This is a genomic window from Bacillus sp. S2(2019) (assembly GCF_005144805.1).
GTDB classification, from domain to species: Bacteria; Bacillota; Bacilli; order Bacillales; family Bacillaceae; genus Bacillus; species Bacillus altitudinis.
In genome coordinates this window covers 22,112-40,793 of record NZ_SWFL01000001.1, presented here as the reverse complement: position 1 = coordinate 40,793, position 18,682 = coordinate 22,112, and the positions used below count along the sequence as shown (strand labels likewise).

Annotated in this window: 16 protein-coding genes; 4 read left to right on the top strand and 12 right to left on the bottom strand. The window is 43.4% G+C overall.

The genetic code is table 11. The annotated features are described in order from the left end of the window. Positions 1-4: 4 nt before the first annotated feature. The 3 genes from FBF75_RS00185 to FBF75_RS00175 form a co-directional block, all read right to left on the bottom strand. Positions 5-1,420 (bottom strand): PTS fructose transporter subunit IIC, encoded by a 1,416-nt coding sequence (locus tag FBF75_RS00185; RefSeq protein ID WP_136944318.1) that lies wholly within the window; start codon positions 1,418-1,420, stop codon positions 5-7. A gap of 12 nt (positions 1,421-1,432) precedes the next feature. Continuing rightward, positions 1,433-2,347, bottom strand: a complete 915-nt coding sequence (gene pfkB, locus FBF75_RS00180; RefSeq protein ID WP_136944317.1) for a 1-phosphofructokinase — start codon at positions 2,345-2,347, stop codon at positions 1,433-1,435. A 130-nt stretch (positions 2,348-2,477) separates the two neighbouring features. Further along, on the bottom strand, positions 2,478-3,254 hold the full coding sequence (locus FBF75_RS00175; protein WP_007499235.1) for a MurR/RpiR family transcriptional regulator: 777 nt from the start codon (positions 3,252-3,254) through the stop codon (positions 2,478-2,480). 160 nt (positions 3,255-3,414) lie between these two features. On the opposite strand from FBF75_RS00175, the gene FBF75_RS00170 reads away from it, so the two are divergent. After that, positions 3,415-4,821, top strand: coding sequence for a phospholipase D-like domain-containing protein (locus FBF75_RS00170; protein ID WP_136944316.1), 1,407 nt, complete (start codon positions 3,415-3,417; stop codon positions 4,819-4,821). 12 nt (positions 4,822-4,833) lie between these two features. On the opposite strand, the gene FBF75_RS00165 is transcribed toward FBF75_RS00170, so the two are convergent. The 3 genes from FBF75_RS00165 to FBF75_RS00155 are packed head-to-tail and all read right to left on the bottom strand — an operon-like array spanning position 4,834 to position 6,466. After that, positions 4,834-5,319 carry a DMT family transporter gene (locus tag FBF75_RS00165; protein WP_136944315.1) on the bottom strand — a complete coding sequence of 162 codons (486 nt, stop codon included), beginning with the start codon at positions 5,317-5,319 and terminating at the stop codon, positions 4,834-4,836. 21 nt (positions 5,320-5,340) lie between these two features. Further along, positions 5,341-6,027, bottom strand: a complete 687-nt coding sequence (locus FBF75_RS00160; RefSeq protein WP_136944314.1) for a Crp/Fnr family transcriptional regulator — start codon at positions 6,025-6,027, stop codon at positions 5,341-5,343. A gap of 13 nt (positions 6,028-6,040) precedes the next feature. Further along, positions 6,041-6,466 carry a DMT family transporter gene (locus FBF75_RS00155; protein ID WP_136944313.1) on the bottom strand — a complete coding sequence of 142 codons (426 nt, stop codon included), beginning with the start codon at positions 6,464-6,466 and terminating at the stop codon, positions 6,041-6,043. 212 nt (positions 6,467-6,678) lie between these two features. Here FBF75_RS00155 and FBF75_RS00150 point away from each other — a divergent pair, with 212 nt between their 5' ends. The 3 genes from FBF75_RS00150 to cysI all read left to right on the top strand — a co-directional run bounded on the left by FBF75_RS00150 (position 6,679) and on the right by cysI (position 11,883). Then, positions 6,679-8,106, top strand: coding sequence for an aldehyde dehydrogenase family protein (locus FBF75_RS00150; RefSeq protein WP_136944312.1), 1,428 nt, complete (start codon positions 6,679-6,681; stop codon positions 8,104-8,106). A gap of 213 nt (positions 8,107-8,319) precedes the next feature. Next, complete coding sequence (locus tag FBF75_RS00145) at positions 8,320-10,131, top strand: assimilatory sulfite reductase (NADPH) flavoprotein subunit (protein WP_136944311.1); 1,812 nt, start codon at positions 8,320-8,322, stop codon at positions 10,129-10,131. Between the two features lie 33 nt (positions 10,132-10,164). Beyond that, positions 10,165-11,883 carry an assimilatory sulfite reductase (NADPH) hemoprotein subunit gene (gene cysI, locus FBF75_RS00140; protein WP_017359524.1) on the top strand — a complete coding sequence of 573 codons (1,719 nt, stop codon included), beginning with the start codon at positions 10,165-10,167 and terminating at the stop codon, positions 11,881-11,883. Between the two features lie 27 nt (positions 11,884-11,910). Here cysI and FBF75_RS00135 read toward each other — a convergent pair whose 3' ends face one another. The 6 genes from FBF75_RS00135 to FBF75_RS00110 are packed head-to-tail and all read right to left on the bottom strand — an operon-like array spanning position 11,911 to position 18,679. After that, positions 11,911-13,845, bottom strand: coding sequence for an AMP-binding protein (locus FBF75_RS00135; protein ID WP_136944310.1), 1,935 nt, complete (start codon positions 13,843-13,845; stop codon positions 11,911-11,913). A 14-nt stretch (positions 13,846-13,859) separates the two neighbouring features. After that, a complete protein-coding gene (locus FBF75_RS00130) occupies positions 13,860-15,383 on the bottom strand; it encodes an acyl-CoA carboxylase subunit beta (protein WP_136944309.1) in 1,524 nt (507 codons plus the stop codon). Between the two features lie 18 nt (positions 15,384-15,401). Then, positions 15,402-16,184, bottom strand: a complete 783-nt coding sequence (locus tag FBF75_RS00125) for an enoyl-CoA hydratase (RefSeq protein WP_136944308.1) — start codon at positions 16,182-16,184, stop codon at positions 15,402-15,404. A 15-nt stretch (positions 16,185-16,199) separates the two neighbouring features. Beyond that, a complete protein-coding gene (locus FBF75_RS00120) occupies positions 16,200-17,105 on the bottom strand; it encodes a hydroxymethylglutaryl-CoA lyase (protein WP_136944307.1) in 906 nt (301 codons plus the stop codon). A gap of 12 nt (positions 17,106-17,117) precedes the next feature. Then, a complete protein-coding gene (locus FBF75_RS00115; protein ID WP_008346646.1) occupies positions 17,118-17,333 on the bottom strand; it encodes an acetyl-CoA carboxylase biotin carboxyl carrier protein subunit in 216 nt (71 codons plus the stop codon). Beyond that, on the bottom strand, positions 17,330-18,679 hold the full coding sequence (locus tag FBF75_RS00110) for an acetyl-CoA carboxylase biotin carboxylase subunit (protein ID WP_136944306.1): 1,350 nt from the start codon (positions 18,677-18,679) through the stop codon (positions 17,330-17,332). The genes FBF75_RS00115 and FBF75_RS00110 overlap by 4 nt, the downstream gene beginning before the upstream one ends. Positions 18,680-18,682: the final 3 nt, after the last annotated feature.

Genomic DNA, 18,682 nt, shown 5'->3' with positions numbered 1-18,682 from the left:
CCTATTAAACTGCGGGTTTGTCTATTTTCTTGCGGTAAAGTCCGTATAGAATCGCACCTACAAGTGATCCGATGAGTATGGATAGTACCCACTGGAATGCGCCTGTGACGACTGGAAGGACAAGGAATCCGCCATGCGGAGCTGGAACCTGTACGCCAAACAGATACGTCAATATAGCAGAGATGGCGGAACCAAACATGATAATTGGCAGGACAACGACTGGGTTTTTGGCCGCAAATGGAATGGCTCCTTCGGTAATATGAGTCGCTCCGAGAATATAGTTGATCATCCCAGCATTTCGTTCTTGTGGTGTAAAATGTTTTCGGAAAATCGTTGTGGCAATCGCAATGATAAGCGGTGGTGTGATACATGCTGCTGACACCCCTGCCATGAAGTAAAGGTTACCTTCTGCGAGTAAAGCCGTTCCTGTGACATAGGCTGCTTTGTTAAAAGGTCCTCCCATATCAAATCCACACATGGCTCCAACAATTAAACCTAAAAGCAATGGATTGGTGGATTGAACTGATGAGAGAAAATCCATTAATGAATGATTTAGCCCTGTGATTGGAACTAATAGCGGGGTCATGACAGCCCCAATTAAGAAAATACCGATAACAGGATAGAGGAAAATTGATTTTAATCCGTCAAGTGATGCTGGTAATTTTTGAAGCAGGAATTGAAGCAATAAAATGATATATCCAGCTGCAAAACCTGCGATAATTCCGCCTAAGAAACCAGCCCCTCCATCATTTGCAAGCAGACCCCCTATAAATCCAACGACCATCCCAGGGCGTCTTGCAATCGAATCAGCGATAAATGCTGCTAAAATTGGCACCATTAAGCTAAAGCCAAGTCCACCAATATTTTTCAAATAGGCAGCAAACGGATGATACGTTTCATGCTGAGGATCAGCTGAGTAAATACCGAATAGAAAAGATAAAGCGATTAAGACACCGCCCCCAACAACAAATGGAAGCATGTGTGATACACCGTTCATTAAATGCTTATAGATGGTGTGTATCCACTTATTCGCTGACTTTTGTTGAGCGGATGAAGACGTAGATGGTTTTTCTGTTCCAGAAGCTCTTCCTTTCACTTGATGAACGGGTGCTTCTCCATTGATAATGCCTTGAATCAGTTCGTTTGGTGTGCGAATACCCTTTGCTACAGGTACTTCAATGAGTGGTTTGCCGTGAAAACGATCTGTATTCACATCTTTGTCAGCAGCGACAATGACACCATCGGCCTCCAAAATGTCTTGATCCGTTAAAGCGTTTTCAATTCCTACTTGACCATGCGTTTCAACTTTGATGTCGACCCCTAATTGCTCAGCTGCGATTTTTAATGCCTCAGCTGCCATAAATGTGTGCGCAATGCCTGTTGGACAGCCAGTGGCAGCGACAATTTTCTTGCGGCTCATGTGAACTCCCCCTTATATGTTCTGAATGTGTATTTGCTCAATTAATGAATCAATGTCATGTAAATCACTTAACCCTTTTGAAAAGGCGGTAGATGCCCCTGTTGCAATGCCGTAGCGTAAGCATTCTTCATGTGGTTGTCCTTCCAGCTGTTTACTTAGGAATGCAGCGAGCATGGCATCACCAGAACAAGCCGTGTTTACGACCGTTCCTATTGGTGCATTTCCTTTTAATACGGCTTCATTTGTAAGGAATAGTGCACCTTCTCCTCCTCGGGAAATGAGTACTTGCTCTGCACCCATCTCGATCAGCTTTCGTCCTGATTCAACGAGTTCTGTTTCTGATAAACGGTGGGTTTTTCCAAAAAATGCGGCAATCTCTTCTTCATTTGGTTTTAGTAAATATGGTTTGTATTGAAGTGTTTCTAAAGCTGCTTTAGAGCTTGTGTCTAAAATAAATTTCACGTTGTTTTGATGACAAATAGCGGCTATCTCTGAGAAAATGCTGGCAGGGACGCCTTTAGGTAGACTACCTGACATAATGAAGATGCTGCCTTTTGGAATGGTCGAGATTTTTTGGCGAAAGGCATCAAGCGCTTTTGCCTCTATAGCGGGTCCTTGATTCACAAGCTTGTATTCTTCCGTTGTGTTAATAAATACATTAATGCGTGTAATCCCATCAACTGGGATAAAATCGGTTTGAATGGAGAGATCTTTTAACGATTGTTCAATATATGAACCTGAAAACCCAGCAATAAATCCTAATGCAGTGCTGGTGAAGCCATATTTCTTTAGCATAATGGACACATTAACACCTTTTCCGTTCGGCTGATAATCCTCATCTTCCGTGCGGTTGACTGTATCTGCCCGCATTTCTTTTAATGCAATATATAGGTCAATAGCAGGATTTAAGGTGCAGGTATAAATCAATTGGTTTCACCTTCTTTCTTTTCTCTAAAGAAAGTATCTCATACGATTCAGTGAAAATGTTTTCAGATTGTGTAAAGGTTTTCACGGTAAAAAGCCTCCCATCATAAAGTGTGGGAGGCTTTTTGAGTGTTTATTTCATCCGAATCACATAGGCGTCTAGTAAAATGCGGGCAATGACATGAAGCGACAGGCGGGACCTGACTTCATAATCTGGGAAGAATGATTGTTCCCCTTTATATCCGACGAGTGTCATATCTGATATTTTACTTAATGTAGAATCAATTCTCGTTGTGACCGTAATGGTCGTGACCTGTTTCATACTGAGGTTTTGGCAGGCTTCTACTAGTTCAGACGTTTCTCCATTTAATGAAACAAAGATGGCAAGTTCGTTTTTATCAATGTCACGCGATTTGAGCCGAATGATATTCGGGTCGTCATGAACTTCACATGTTTTCCCGATGAGCTGCAATTTGATGGTCATCTCTTTGGCGATCATCTCTGAAAAGCCTCTGCCAAAAATATAAATTTTGTCCGCATCGTGGATTTTTTGAACTGCATCCTCAATTTGCCCAATACTTTGCAGTTGAATCGTCTTTAAGACCTCTTCTTCATTTTTTCGAATGGCTAGTTTGATGTCTTCGTCAATATTTTTTAGTTGATCACTATCATCTGTCATTTTCTTTTCTTGTTTCAATCGATATTTAAAGGATGTATAGCCGTTGTATCCGATTTTCTTCATCAGTCTGACAATGGTCGCCGTCGACACGTTGGCTCTTTCACTTAATGTGACGATGGATAAGGTGGAGATATCCTCTAAATGCTGGTGAATATAATGCAGTAAATAACGTTCTGTTTCACTTAACGTTTGATACACATCACTTGGTATATTAAATAATGGTTCATTCAATGCGATTCCCCCTTACTCATTTCATACTATAATTAAATGCCCTATGAAAACAAGATGATTCTTTTATCCTGTATTTTTTATTATAAAGCTGGATGAGTGAAATTTTGTTTTTAACATAAGCTAAGAAAAAGAACGGTTTGTGTGAAAGGAGTTGATCACTGTGCTTCAATTCTTGTTTTTTCTGATCTTTTTATATGTGGTGTATGTATTTTTGACCGCATTTGTCTTGTTTTATTTACCGTTTCAAAAAACATGTAAAGAACATTGCATCTATAAAGCTTCTTCCATCTCAGGAGACGACCAAGGCATAAATCAAGTCATGCTGCTTGATGACGGGTTTGAATCAGGTCAAGTGAGAGTTCAAATGATTCGAGAGGCTAAAAAGAACATTCGTTTGAGTTATTATTCCATTCAAAAAGGAAAAACCGCCGAATGGGTGCTTGGTGCTTTAATTGAAGCGGCTGATCGAGGAGTAAAAGTTCAGCTGTTGTTAGATGGCATTTGCCATAGCCTGCGTGGACCGCTGAAGCATTTGCGTTATGCTGTGGCGAATCACCCGAATATGGCCATTCGTTTTTATGAGCCTTTTCGTTTGTTCAAGCCATGGACGTGGCATAACCGCCTTCACGATAAGCTTCTTTTGGCAGATGGCAGGGTCGCTGTCATGGGCGGCAAAAATATTGGTGATAAATACTTTGCAGATCAGCCGCCGAAAGACTTTGCGTATGACCGAGATGTGCTGCTGTACAACGCCAAAAAAGGAAAAGTATTAGATGAAATGGAGCAGTATTTCGTTTATTTGTGGAATCATGATTTTACGAAAAGAACAAAAGATGTATTTTCCAAGGCAAAAGCGAAAAAAGGAAAAAAGCTAAGAAAACAGCTACTTCGATCTTATCAGGAAGCCATTCGTACAAAAGAACCCTTTGTCACGTCCACATATGATTGGGCAAAAGACGCCATTCGTGCAAAGCAGATTGCATTTTTCACAAATCCAGTGGAACGCTTAAATAAACGTCCGCTCGTCTTGAAAAAGTTAAACGATCTCGCACAGCGGTCAAAGCGTTCGGTTCTGATCCAGACGCCTTATGTCATACCGACACGGCCAATGAAAGACGGACTCACGCCATTACCAAGTGATATTCAAACGACGGTCGTGACAAATTCTCTTACAGCGACACCAAACCCTTTAGCATTTGCAGGATATTTAAGCACGAAAAAGGAACTCATGAAAACGGGTGTTCATTTGTATGAATATCAAGGGCCGTATTCAATTCACGCGAAATCAATGGTCATTGATGATAACTTAAGTATTATTGGAACATATAATCTAGATGCAAGATCCAGCTTTTTAAATACTGAATCGATTTTGGTGATTGATAGTGCACCATTTGCGTTATCTCTTACGGAAGCAATCGAACGAAAAATCGCTTATAGTGTTCTCGTAGCGAAAGATCGAACAGAATATAAAGCAAGCGACTATGGACAGAAAAAAAAGCCTTTCATGAAAAGGCTCCTTTTAACTGGTTTATCTACCATAACGGTTTTATGGCGGCGGTTGATTTAAATAAAAGGGCAGCTACTTTTGTGGCAGCCCTTTTTCTTTTGACTGCTCCTCTTCTACTGGTTCAAGCTTGGTTAACTTAAATACGAGGATTCCAGCCACAATGACAAGTACACCTAATAATTTTGTAAAAGAAAATGTTACTTTTTCTAACCCAAGCCAGCCAAGCGAATCAAATAGAAGCGCACAACCTAGCTGGGAGGTGAGAACAATCGAGATTCCATAAGTGGGACCTAGACGTTTGATGCTCTGAACAAGACAGATGACAACGCCTACCCCGATGGCTCCGCTTAACCAGTACCAGGCTTCCATATGCCTTAATTGAAACATGCCGGTTCCTTCTAACAAAAGACCCATCAAAAGTGAAGCGATAAAGCCCATTCCTAGAACAAGTGTCGTTGTTGACCAAGAGCCTGTCTGCTCATTTACTTTACTATTAAAAATGGTTTGTAAGCTGACAAGTGCCCCAGCAGTGACAGCTAATATTATTCCTATGATCATATATAAGTCCCTTCGTTTCTTCTATTCATAAATGTTGTGTTCTGCTATTTCTAAAAGCCCTTTTTGATCACAAATCGTAATCTTTCCTCTTCGCCTTTCAATCAGCCCTTTTTTTTGGAACTGCTGAATGACCCGATTAATATGGCGGTAGCTTGTTCCAATTAAGCTCGCTGCATCCGTGAGGCGAAGCGTGCGTGTGTGCGCATCATCATCCCCTGTTAAAACAGACAATAAATAGCTTGCAAGCCTGACCTCTACGGGATATAAAAGGTGAAAGCTTAAATCATTTGATTTAGTATAAAATTTGTTTGTGATGCCCTTAAGCAAAAAGGCTAAAACTCGAGGATCGTCCTTTGCATGCCGCATGAGGGCTTGATGAGAAATCCTGAGCATATGTACTTCTGTAACGGCTTCAACTGTATTGACCATATCTGTCTGCTGAACGTATTCAATATCTCCAATCGCTTCAAGAGGGTTTTTAAAGCAAAGGATAAATGTTTTTCCTTCCTTTGTGGTGGTGAAAATCTTTAATTTTCCTTTCACCAGCAAGTACATATACTCCCTTTTATCTCCTTTTGAACAAATCAGCTCACCTTGCTGATAACGCCACAAGCTCACATGTGAGATGAGTTTTTGATGAAAGACATTCTGTAACTGATGCATCTTCATATAAGAGGAAAAAAGAGATTCATCATGCAGCTCCTCCATCTGATGCCCTCCTTTATAGTTTTAAGATGATGACGCCTGCAATCATTAAAAAGATGCCTGCATAATGGGGCCATTTCATTTTTTTCTTCTGAACACCAAACCATCCTTTTGCATCGATGGCAAAGGTAAACGCAAGCTGTGCGATAAGTAAAGCAGCGATGGTGAGTGTCACACCAACGATTTGAATGGCAGTGACCTCATTAAAGATAATAATGGCTGCAAATGCACCTCCAATTAAGTAAAGAGGCTGCACTTTTTTGTATTCCTTAAAGTGGCCATCCCGTACGATGAGTAAAATGACGAGAGAGATGATAAACCCTGTCAGCTGCGTGATCGTTGCCGCCTGCCACGTCCCGATATCTTGACTAATTCTGGCGTTGGCTACGCCTTGCAGTGTAATACAAGCGCCTCCTAATAATGCGAAAATAACACCTTTCATTCGTTCAAAAGCTCCTTCTTTTTTCAGTCTAGTTCCATTAAATGATAGATGCCCTCATGTTGAAAAGGACATATGTCCCACTTTGCGTATTATATCAGAAACTTTTTCTCATGCAGTTTCTCTGTTTTAGATTTTTCACAGTGGGTACAGTTTTATATCAGCTGAAAACAGAATATTGGATTGAATCACACATAAAAAGGAGACATGTCAGAATGAGAAATCAAGAGAAACACTTTATTAATGGAGAATGGGTCGCATCAACAGGAAACGAAACAACAGAGGTCATCAACCCTGCGACAGAGGAAGTCATTGGCACCATTAGTTTAGGAACGAAAGAAGATTTAGATAAGGCAGTCAAAGCAGCCCGAGCCGCCTTCCCTTCTTTCTCAAAAACATCTCGAAATGAACGAGTAGAAATGCTGGAAAACATTGTGCGCGGGTACGAAAAACGCAAGGATGAACTTGTAGAAGTGATGACAAAAGAGCTTGGTGCACCGCTGAAAGTGTCCGAAGAAGTTCATTACAAAATGGGTTATGAACATTTTTCTAAAGCAGCGGAAGCACTAAAATCTTATACATTTACCGAAGACCGCGGTGGACATACGATTATAAAAGAAGCGATTGGTGTCAGTGGATTAATTACACCGTGGAACTTCCCGACGAATCAGACATCTCTTAAAATTGCGGGTGCCATTGCGGCAGGTTCACCAGTTGTCTTAAAGCCAGCGGAAATTACCCCTTTTGCTGCGATGATTCTTGCAGAAATTATTGATGAAGCAGGTGTACCGAAAGGAGTCTTCAACTTAGTAAACGGAACGGGTGACGTGATTGGTGACGGCATTAGCTCACACCCTGATATTGACTTCGTTTCATTTACAGGATCAGGTGCCGTCGGCTCTAAAATTATGGAAAACGCAGCAGACAATGTGAAGAAAGTAGCACTTGAGCTTGGCGGAAAATCCCCTCTTATCGTCTTAGACGATGCAGATGTGGACGAAGCAGCAGAAACAGCCATTCATCATATTGCGATGAATACAGGTCAAGTGTGTTCTGCAGCTACACGTGTGCTGATTCCAGAATCAATGAAAGACAAGTTTGAAAAAGCGCTGCTGAACGCCCTGCCGAAGTTTACAGTTGGTGATCCGAGAGAAGATCACGCTACTGGCCCGCTTGTTTCTCAAAAGCAATGGGATACGGTGCAATCTTATATTGAAAAAGGAATCGAAGAAGGTGCTACCCTTCTTGCTGGGGGAACCGGAAAGCCAGACGGAATCGATAAAGGATATTTCGCCAAGCATACCATTTTCACCAATGTGAAAAATGATATGACCATTGCGCAAGAAGAAATCTTTGGGCCAGTCATGAGTGTGATCACGTATCAAGACCTCGATCATGCCCTTGAGATCGCCAACAATACAGTGTATGGTCTTGCCGGGTATGTTGTTGGTCAAGATGAAAAAACATTAAAATATGTCGCTGAACATATTCGTGCTGGTCAAATCACCATTAACAATGCAGAAACAGATTACTTTGCCCCATTTGGAGGCTTTAAGCAATCAGGTATCGGAAGAGAATGGGGAGACTTCGGTATCGAGGAATATTTAGAAGTGAAAGCTGTGATGGGACTTCCAACGGCGTAAGTCAGGCGAAAAAGAGGAAAACGGTGCTCCGTTTTCCTTTTTTTGTGCCCTCTCCCCTATTCATCCGTGTTTTGTCATTAGAAATCTTAATCATGACAATCAATATTATATATTTTACTTAATGGCAAACTTTCGGTAAAGTTCAAATTAAACCTATATATATAATTCCTATCGAATTAATCTATGTTTATATTCCTTGTGAGGTGGATATTGTTGCAACTTCATGTATTGAACAGTCCGTTTAGCCAGGAGCAGGCAGAGTTACTCAATCAGCTGCTTCCGACTTTAACAGATCAGCAAAAAATTTGGCTTACTGGTTATTTATCAGCACAGGCAACCCTTGCCGGCTCAGAAGTTGTCGCTCCGGCGCCTTCTGCCGCAGCAGCTGTACAGCCTGTGAGCAAAGATGTGACCGTGCTTTATGGGTCGCAAACAGGCAATTCCGAAGGGTTAGCAAAAAAGACAGCCCAGCATCTTGAAGAGAAAGGCTTTCAAGTGACGCTCTCTTCTATGTCCGATTTTAAACCGAATAATCTGAAAAAAATAAACAATTTACTGGTCATTGTCAGCACACATGGCGAAGGAGATCCGCCGGATAATGCCCTTTCGTTCCATGAATATGTTCACGGCAGACGTGCGCCAAAGCTCGATCATTTAAGCTTTTCTGTCCTTTCATTAGGTGACAGCTCATACGAATTCTTTTGTCAGACAGGAAAAGAATTTGATGAACGATTCGAAGAGCTTGGCGGTACACGCCTGTTTGACCGAGTGGATTGTGACCTTGATTATGATGAGCCGTTTTCAGAATGGCTTCAAGGTGTTGCCTCTTCTTTGAGTGAAGGTGAAGCTGTATCACTGCCGCAAGAATCAGCGGGAGCCAACAATCAAGCCGTTTCTGAATATTCAAGAACGAATCCTTATTATGCTGAAGTTCTTGAAAATATCAACTTAAATGGGCGTGGATCTAATAAAGAAACACGTCACTTAGAGCTTTCTCTTGAAGGATCGGGCCTCGTGTATGAGCCAGGTGACAGCCTTGGCATTTACCCGACAAATGATCCTGCACTTGTCGATGAACTGATTCAAACATGCGGATGGAATGCAGAAGAAGCCGTCACCGTTCATAAAAACGGAGACACTCTTCCTTTAAAAGAAGCACTCACCTCGCATTTTGAGATCACGGTTTTATCAAAACCACTTCTTCAAAAGATCGCTGCACTGACAAAAAGTGAATCCTTGCATGCCCTTTTAGAAGAAGGAAACGAAGAAAAACTGAAAGAATATATCGCAGGCCGGGACCTAGTAGATGCGGCTCGTGATTTCGGTCCTTTTGAAGGAACCGCCGCAGAATTCACGTCCATTTTAAGAAAAATCCCTGCACGCCTTTATTCCATTGCAAGCAGTCTCAAAGCAAATGACGAAGAGGTTCATTTGACGATAGGGGCTGTCAGATATGATGCGCACGGCAGAGAACGCCAAGGTGTCTGCTCGATTTTATGTGCAGAGCGCCTGCAGCCAGGTGATACGTTACCTGTTTATATTCAGCACAACCAAAACTTTAAGCTTCCTCAAGATCCAGATGCACCGATCATTATGGTAGGACCAGGCACAGGCATCGCCCCTTTCCGTTCATTTATGCAGGAGCGTGAGGAAATGGGTGCAAACGGAAAGTCATGGTTATTCTTCGGTGATCAGCATTTTTTGACGGATTTCTTATACCAAACGGAATGGCAAAAGTGGTTAAAAGATGGCGTCTTAACGAAAATGGACGTGGCTTTTTCAAGAGATACTGAGGAAAAAGTATATGTCCAGCACCAAATGAAGAAACAAAGCAAAGAATTATTTGAATGGCTTGAGCAAGGTGCTTACGTGTATATTTGCGGAGATGAAAAGCATATGGCGCATGATGTCCACAATACCCTTCTGTCCATCATTCAAGGAGAAGGTGCGATGAGCAAAGAAAAAGCAGAAAGCTATCTTGCCAACTTACAGCAACAAAAACGCTATCAGCGTGACGTTTATTGATTTGATGCTTGAAAGAAAGGAGCTTTTACTTACATGGTGAAGACAGCATTAACAGCGCCGGATGGACCTCCGAGCGACGTAGAGGAAATCAAAGAAAAAAGTGATTATTTACGGGGTACGTTAAAAGAAGTGATGCTTGATCCGATTTCAGCGGGAATTCCGGATGATGACAACCGTCTGATGAAGCATCACGGCAGCTACTTACAAGATGATCGTGATCTGAGAAATGAACGACAAAAACAAAAGCTTGAGCCTGCCTATCAATTTATGCTGCGTGTCCGTCTGCCTGGCGGAATCGCCACATCTAAGCAGTGGCTTGTGATGGATGAGCTTGCTCACAAATACGGAAACGGTACGTTAAAGCTGACTACTCGTGAAACCTTTCAGCTTCACGGTATTTTAAAATGGAACATGAAAAAGACCATTCAAGACATTCATTCTACTATGCTTGATACAATTGCTGCTTGCGGCGACGTGAACCGGAATGTCATGTGTACTTCAAACCCCTATCAATCAGAAGTGCACCATGATGTATACGAGCTGGCGAAAAAATTAAGTGATGACCTGCTCCCGCAAACAAGAGCTTATCACGAAATTTGGCTTGATGAGGAAAAGGTTGCGGCAACGCCAGATAAGGAAGTTGAACCGATGTATGGTCCGCTTTATTTGCCAAGGAAATTCAAAATTGGCGTGGCCGTCCCTCCTGCTAATGACATTGATGTCTTTTCGCAGGATCTAGGCTTTATTGCCATTATCGAAAACGATCAACTGGTCGGCTTTAATGTCGCAATTGGCGGCGGAATGGGTATGACGCATGGTGATACAGCGACTTATCCGCAGCTTGCAAAGGTCATCGGTTTTTGTACACCTGAACAAGTCGTAGAAATTGCCAAACAAGTCATCACCATTCAACGTGACTACGGAAACCGTTCCGTGCGAAAAAATGCCCGCTTTAAATATACGGTGGACCGCCTTGGTCTTGAGAATGTAAAAGAAGAACTTGAGCGCCGTCTTGGGTTTACTCTTTTAGAGGCAAAAGATTATCACTTTGATCATAACGGTGACCGTTATGGCTGGGTAAAAGGCATTAATGGCAGATGGCATTATACGATGTTTGTAGAAGGCGGACGCATCACAGATTATAATGATTATCCGCTGATGACAGGCATCCGCGAAATCGCCAAAGTTCATACAGGTGACTTCCGTCTAACCGCCAATCAGAATTTAATCATTGGGAATGTGACAACTCATAAAAAGAAACAAATCGAACAGCTCATTCAGAAGTTTGGTTTATCAGACGGCCAGCAGCATTCCGCCCTGCGCCGCAGCTCAATGGCTTGTGTGTCTTTGCCAACATGCGGTTTAGCGATGGCTGAAGCAGAGCGCTACCTTCCACGATTGATTGATAAAATCGAAGACATCGTTGAAGAAAACGGATTAAGTGATAAAGAAATCACCATTCGAATGACTGGTTGTCCAAATGGTTGTGCTCGTCATGCGCTTGGAGAGATTGGATTTATCGGAAAATCACCTGGTAAGTATAATATGTATCTTGGTGCCGCATTTGATGGCAGCAGATTAAGTAAATTATACCGTGAAAATGTGGGTGAGGAAGACATTCTAAAAGAACTTGGCTCTATTCTCCCCCGCTACGCAAAAGAACGAGAAGAACATGAACATTTCGGCGATTTTGTCATTCGTGCAGGGATTGTGAAAGAGACAACAGATGGAACGAATTTTCATGTGCAATAAAAAGAGACAGGAACCATCCTGTCTTTTTTATTTTTTCTGTTTCTTATTCAAGTATTCGGTCAGACTCTTATATACATCTGGATTGTCTAATGAAGATAGATCGGGTGAAGGCTGATCTTCATACGCCCCTTTAAGTAAACGTCGTACGATTTTTCCATTCCTTGTTTTCGGCAAAGCTGAAATGAGATGAACTTCTTTTGGTGTGAGCGCTTTTCCGGCATGTGAACCAACATGGGCTGAAAGCTCTTGGATAAGGGCAGCTTCTTCAAAAGCATGCGGACTGGTCACGATGAAACAGACGAGCGCCTCCCCTTTCACCTCATCCTTTACCCCGATCACAGCGGCTTCATGCACGGCAGGATGCCAGGTAAGGATGGATTCAATTTCAGCTGGCCCGATGCGTTTCCCTGCTGTATTAATGACATCATCCGATCTGCCGGTGATGTGGAATTCTCCGTCCTCTGTTTGCATGACCCAATCTCCGTGTGTCCATACACCATCAAATCGTTTGAAATACGTATCTTCATAACGCTCCGGTTCGTTCCAAAAACCACATGTCATGCCGACCCATGGCTTTTTCACCACAAGCTCCCCTACTTCATTCATCACGCTTTGCCCAGCTTCATTGTATACATCTGCCGCCATTCCTAAGATCGCCGCATTAAAGAGAATCGGTTTGATGGGACGAAGCAACGTACTGCCTACAATGCCACCAGAAACCTCGGTTCCTCCTGAATAATTTAAGATTGGAATGTTCTTTTGACCAATGGTGTGAAATAACCATTGCCACGGAGCTTCATTCCATGGTTCCCCTGTAGAAATAATGGCTTTGACATGCGATAGTTCGACCCCATCAATCGTTTGCTGCATCGCAGAACGAACAAATGTAGGGGAAAGTCCAAAATGAGTGACTTTCTTCTCGTGGATGAATGACCAGAGCTGCTGCTCATCTGGATAATCGGGAGCGCCGTCATATAAAACGATGGCAGCTCCATTGATCAAGCCGCCAAAGACGAGGAATGGCCCCATCATCCAGCCCATATCAGTCAGCCAAAACAGCCGGTCTCCTTTTGCCACATCCATACATAGCCCGGCATCAAAAGCTGCCTTTATCGGAAAGCCTGCGTGTGTATGAACGGCTCCCTTTGGTGTGCCGGTTGTGCCTGACGTATACAAGATCATCAGCGGGTCTTCATTTGTGACATAGGTCGCGCCGGTGATCGGCTGTTCTTTTAACAAATCATTCAGCAGGACATCGTCCTGATATCCGGTATGAGAGGAAGTGTGCACAATCACTTTTTGCACAGTTGTGGTTTTATTGATGGCATCCGCCACACATTCCCGCATGTTGATCGTTTTCCCTCGCCGCATCATTTCATTCGCTGTGACGACAATGGATGCGCCTGACGCACGAATGCGTACAGCGAGTGGCTCGCTTCCATAGCCTGAGAAGACTGGGCTGAAAATCACACCAATCTTTGCAAAGGCAAGCATGACGGCGACCGTTTCTGGAAGCATTGGCATATAGATGATGGCTACATCCCCTTTTTGAAGTCCTTCTTTCAAAAAGCCAGCTGCAAGACGGCTCACTTTCTCTTGAAGTTCGAGAAATGACCATTTCTTTTCTTCACCGGCTTCATTGCTCCAAATGATGGCGGGCCGATGCTTCGTCTCTTCTTTTTCTGCCCATTTGTCCACAGCCGTTTCGGTGATGTTAAGTGTGCCGCCCTGATACCATTTCGGCCACATCAATGAGTGGTGACCTAATGCCGCTTCATATGGTTTTTTCCACTGAATTCCAACCGCCTTTTCCGCTTCTCTCCAAAACCAGTCTGTGCGTGCAATACTGGCTTGATAGAATGAGTCATACGTAGAAAAACCAAGAGATTTCATCCACTGATGCAAACGTGTTTTTTGGCTCTGCTTTTCTTCCGGTATCCATTCTGGTTTCAGGTTGATCATGAGGACTGCCCCCTTTAGACCGGATAGACCGGATGTTTTCGTTTCGTAAATGTCATGTCTTTCGATGAATAGGCTAGTAATCTATGACAAAGTTCCGTTCTTAGACGGTCAAATGGGATGACGCCATCGACAATCATTTCAGAGGCAAGCTCATAGATATTCATATCTTCCTGGTATTCCTTCCGCTTCTCTTGTATAAATGAAGCCCTCTCTTCGGGCGGGAGTTCTGCAATTTTATTTGCATAGACGGCATTTACAGCGGCTTCTGGACCCATCACAGCGATTTGCGCCGATGGAAGAGCGAGACAGCAGTCTGGCTCAAAAGCAGGGCCTGCCATTGCATATAATCCTGCTCCGTATGCTTTACGGACGATGACGGATATTTTCGGAACGGTCGCCTCTGACATAGCGGAGATCATTTTTGCCCCATGACGAATAATGCCGGCTTGTTCCACTTTTGTTCCAATCATAAATCCTGGTATGTCCGCGAGAAAGAGCAGCGGGATATGAAAGGCATCACAGAGCTGAATAAACTTGGCGGCTTTATCAGCTGAGTCGTGGAATAATACGCCGCCTTTGACCCTTGGCTGATTGGCAATGAGACCGACAGGCTGACCGTTCATTCTGCCAAAGCCGGTGATTAACTCTGCGGCAAACAGTTTTTTGATTTCAAAAAATGACCCTTCATCAATCAGTAAATCGATGAGTTGATACATATCAAATGGGGTATTCTGGCCTTTAGGAATTAAGTCTTGGATGGTGATGTTAGATGGTTTAGGTGCTTTTGCTGCTGTCATTTTTGGTTTTTCCATATAGTTGGCAGGCATATAGGTTAAATAATCACGTGCAATTTGAATGGCCTCTTCCTCTGTTTCGGCTAATATATCTCCGCATCCAGAAATGCTACAATGCATTTTCGCACCGCCCATTTCCTCAAGTGATACTTTTTCACCGATCACCATTTCAGCCATTCGCGGCGAGCCTAAATACATAGAGGCATTTCCTTCGACCATGACGACAATGTCACAAAAAGCAGGGATATACGCACCACCGGCTGCAGATGGACCGAAGAGTAAACAAATTTGAGGAATGCGCCCAGACAGCTTGACTTGGTTATAAAAAATGCGCCCTGCTCCTCTTCTGCCTGGGAACATTGCGATCTGATCGGTGATTCTTGCACCCGCTGAATCGACTAGATACAGCATCGGACAATTGAGCTTCTCGGCCGTTTCTTGAATTCGAATGATTTTTTCTACTGTTTTGACGCCCCACGATCCTGCTTTAACCGTAGAGTCGTTTGCCATGACACAAACAGTCTGCCCATTCATACGACCGGTTCCTGTGACGACACCATCTGCTGGTAAATGTTCATCTTTGCACTCTGCAAACATGGCATCTTCAATGAAAGAATCCTCATCTAATAACAAATGGAGGCGATCACGGACAAATAATTTTCCTTTTTCTTTGTTTTTTTCATGGTAGCGTTCTGCCCCGCCCTTTTCAATTCGTTGTTTTTTTAATTCATATTCTTCGATCATAAACATTCCCCTTTCTTGCTATTTCCCTCTGTAATAAGGCGTTCGTTTTTCTTGAAAAGCCTTGAGACCTTCTAGTCGATCTTCTGTATGAATAAGCCGCAGATAAGCTTCGTATTCTTTCGTCAGCCCTGTTTGTAAATCGTGATCAAGGCTGGATTGAATGGCTTGTTTTGCTTCTTTTAAAGCGATCGGTCCATTTTTGGTGATTTGTTTTGCGAGTGTGATGGCATCATTCATCAGTGAATCGGCTGTAGAGATACGTTCAATCAGCCCAATTTGAACGGCTTCTTCTGCTCGTAAAGAAGTGCCTGTGAAGATCATTTCTTTCGCTTTCCCGGGTCCGATCAGGCGCGAAAGTCTTTGTGTGCCCCCTGCTCCCGGCAGGATAGCTAGTCCTGTTTCCGGCAGGCCGAGCGCTGCACCCGCTCTTGCGATGCGGAGATCACAGGCGAGCGCGAGCTCAAGACCTCCGCCAAGTGCGTGTCCGTTTATCACGGCAATGACAGGAACAGGCAAAGATTCAATGTCTGTAAAGGTTTGCTGAATGGTCAGAACGGCTTCTTTGGCTTCTTGTTCTGTCATCAATCGCCGTTCTTTTAAGTCTGCTCCTGCGCAAAAAACTTTAGCGCCAGCTCCTGTCATGAGCAAACAGCGGATGTTTGCATCATGTTTGATTTCTTGAATCGTTTGGTTGATTTCCTCTAGCATAGCAGCTGATAGAGCATTGGCTTGTGCTGGTCTGTTTAAGGTCATGATGCCAATGTGATCATCTTGTATTGAAAAATGGACCAATGATGTCATGTGATTCACCCTTTATCAAGTAGTGTGAGACTGAAAAGCGCGTAAACAGTGACTTGGCAGGGTTCGATCCACTTTTGCTTCAATCCATTCAGCCGCTTTAATCAAGCGAGGGAGGTCGACATTTGTTTCGATCCCGAGTTTGTGAAGCATGTGCACCACGTCTTCTGTCGCCACGTTTCCGCTAGAGCCAGGTGCATAAGGACAGCCGCCAAGCCCCCCACTAGAGGCATCAAATATGGTGATGCCGGCTTTTAATGCTGTATAAATATTGGCAAGCCCCATTCCTTTCGTATCATGAAAATGAAGCGCGATTTTATCAGCAGGAAAGCGTTCAAGTAAAAGGTCTAACCGTCTTTCTACTTGTAGCGGATGGGCTTCCCCAATGGTATCCCCGAGTGATATTTCATCAATGCCGAAGGAGAGCAGCTGTTCCGTTAATCGCAACACTTGGTCCATCGGCACTTGTTTTTCATAAGGACATCCAAACACGGTTGAAATATAGGCCCGCGTTTGCCGTCCTTCTGCTTTTAAATCGGCTGTCATTTGTTTGATCACAGGCAGTGTTTCCTGTATAGATCGATTCATATTCTTTTTGTTATGTGTCTCACTCGCTGAGATAAACATAGCCCCTACCTCAAGGTTTGCTTCAAAAAAATGAGCTAATCCTTTTTCATTTGGGATAAGTGCGGCATAGGTGATATTATCTTTTTTGTTTAATGATTGGGCTAATTCTTTGGCGTCTTTTAAGGCTGGAACCCATTTCGGATGAACAAATGAGGTGACTTCAATATAAGGAAGATGGGCTTCTTCGAGTAAATGGATCCATGTTCGCTTCTCCATTGTGTCCAGCCAAACGGATTCATTTTGCAGGCCATCGCGCGGGCCGACCTCTCTAATGAGCACGTTTTTTGGTAATGCCATGCGGCTTTCCCCCTATTCTGTCAGCTCCAAAAGTACCTCTCCCTCGTCAACAAAGTCACCCTCCGCCTTATACACTTTACTGATCACACCTGCTTCTTCTGCAACAATGGGAATCTCCATTTTCATCGATTCTAAGATGGCGACTTCCTGTCCTTTTTGCACATCATCACCCTGTTTCACAAGAAGCTTCCATAAGTTTCCGGCCATTTGTATCGTGACAGTTTTCATGAACGGTTTTCCTCCCTTTTTTTCATCAGAAAATCGGTTGTGATGCTGCCATGTAAAAAGGCAGTTGATTCGGCCATTTCCTTTAAAAGCGGTACATTGGTTTTGATCCCTTCTATTTCATATGCTTGTAATGCTGCTTTTAATCGTTCTATGGCGAGTTTTCGAGTATCACCGTACACAATCATTTTCGCAATCATTGGATCGTAAAATGGGGTAATGACACTTCCGCTCGTTACGCTTGACTCATGACGGATATATGGGGCATCAGGTGTAGAAAGCCGAGTGATCGTGCCTGGCGAAGGGTAAAATGTCACAGGGTCTTCAGCGTATATTCTAACTTCAATCGCGTGCCCAATTTGATGAATATCCTCTTGGCTAAAAGACAGGGGCTCTAATGCGGCAATTTTTAGCTGCTCCTCGACAAGGTCAATCCCGGTAATTTCTTCAGTGACAGGATGTTCTACTTGCAATCTCGTATTCATTTCTAAGAAATAAAATTGCTGGTTTTGATCGACTAAACATTCAATCGTGCCCGCATTTTCATACCCAATCGCTTTGGCAGCTTTGACGGCCATCTGTCCCATTTGCTGTCTCACCGTTTCTTCAAGACAGACGGCTGGTGCCTCTTCAACAATTTTCTGATGTCTTCTTTGGAGTGAACAATCTCTTTCAAATAAGTGAACGCCGTGACCGAACGAATCAAAAAGAACTTGAATTTCGATGTGCCGTGCGTGTTCAATCACCTTTTCCATGTATAAAGTACCGTCTTGAAAGAAACTTTGTGCTCTTTTTTGATTTCCTTCAAACGCTCGATGCAGTTCTTCGTCGTTGCGGACGAGCTGCATACCAATCCCGCCGCCACCACTAGATGCTTTTAGCATAATGGGATAGCCGAGTGTCTGTGCTTTATGAACACCTTCGTCTGCATCATGGAGTGGGGCTGAAACACCAGGAACGATTGGAATGCCCGCTTGTTCCATCGTTTTTCTCGCTTCAATTTTATTTCCCATCTGCTGAATGACTTGTGCAGATGGTCCAATAAAGGCAATGCCTTCGCTCCGGCAGCGCTCAGCAAATGCCGCATTTTCTGATAAAAGACCATACCCCGGGTGGATAGCATCAGCATTTGTTTGTTTGGCAACCTTAATGATCGCTTCTATGTTTAAATAGCTTTCAGAAACTTTAGCGCCGCCGATATAATAGGCGCTGTCTGCTTCTTGCACATGAAGTGCATGCTGATCAGCCTCTGAATAAACGGCAACGGTTTTGATTCCGAGCCGTTTACATGTCCGAATCACTCTACGGGCAATTTCGCCTCGATTGGCGATCAATACTTGTTCAAACATCGC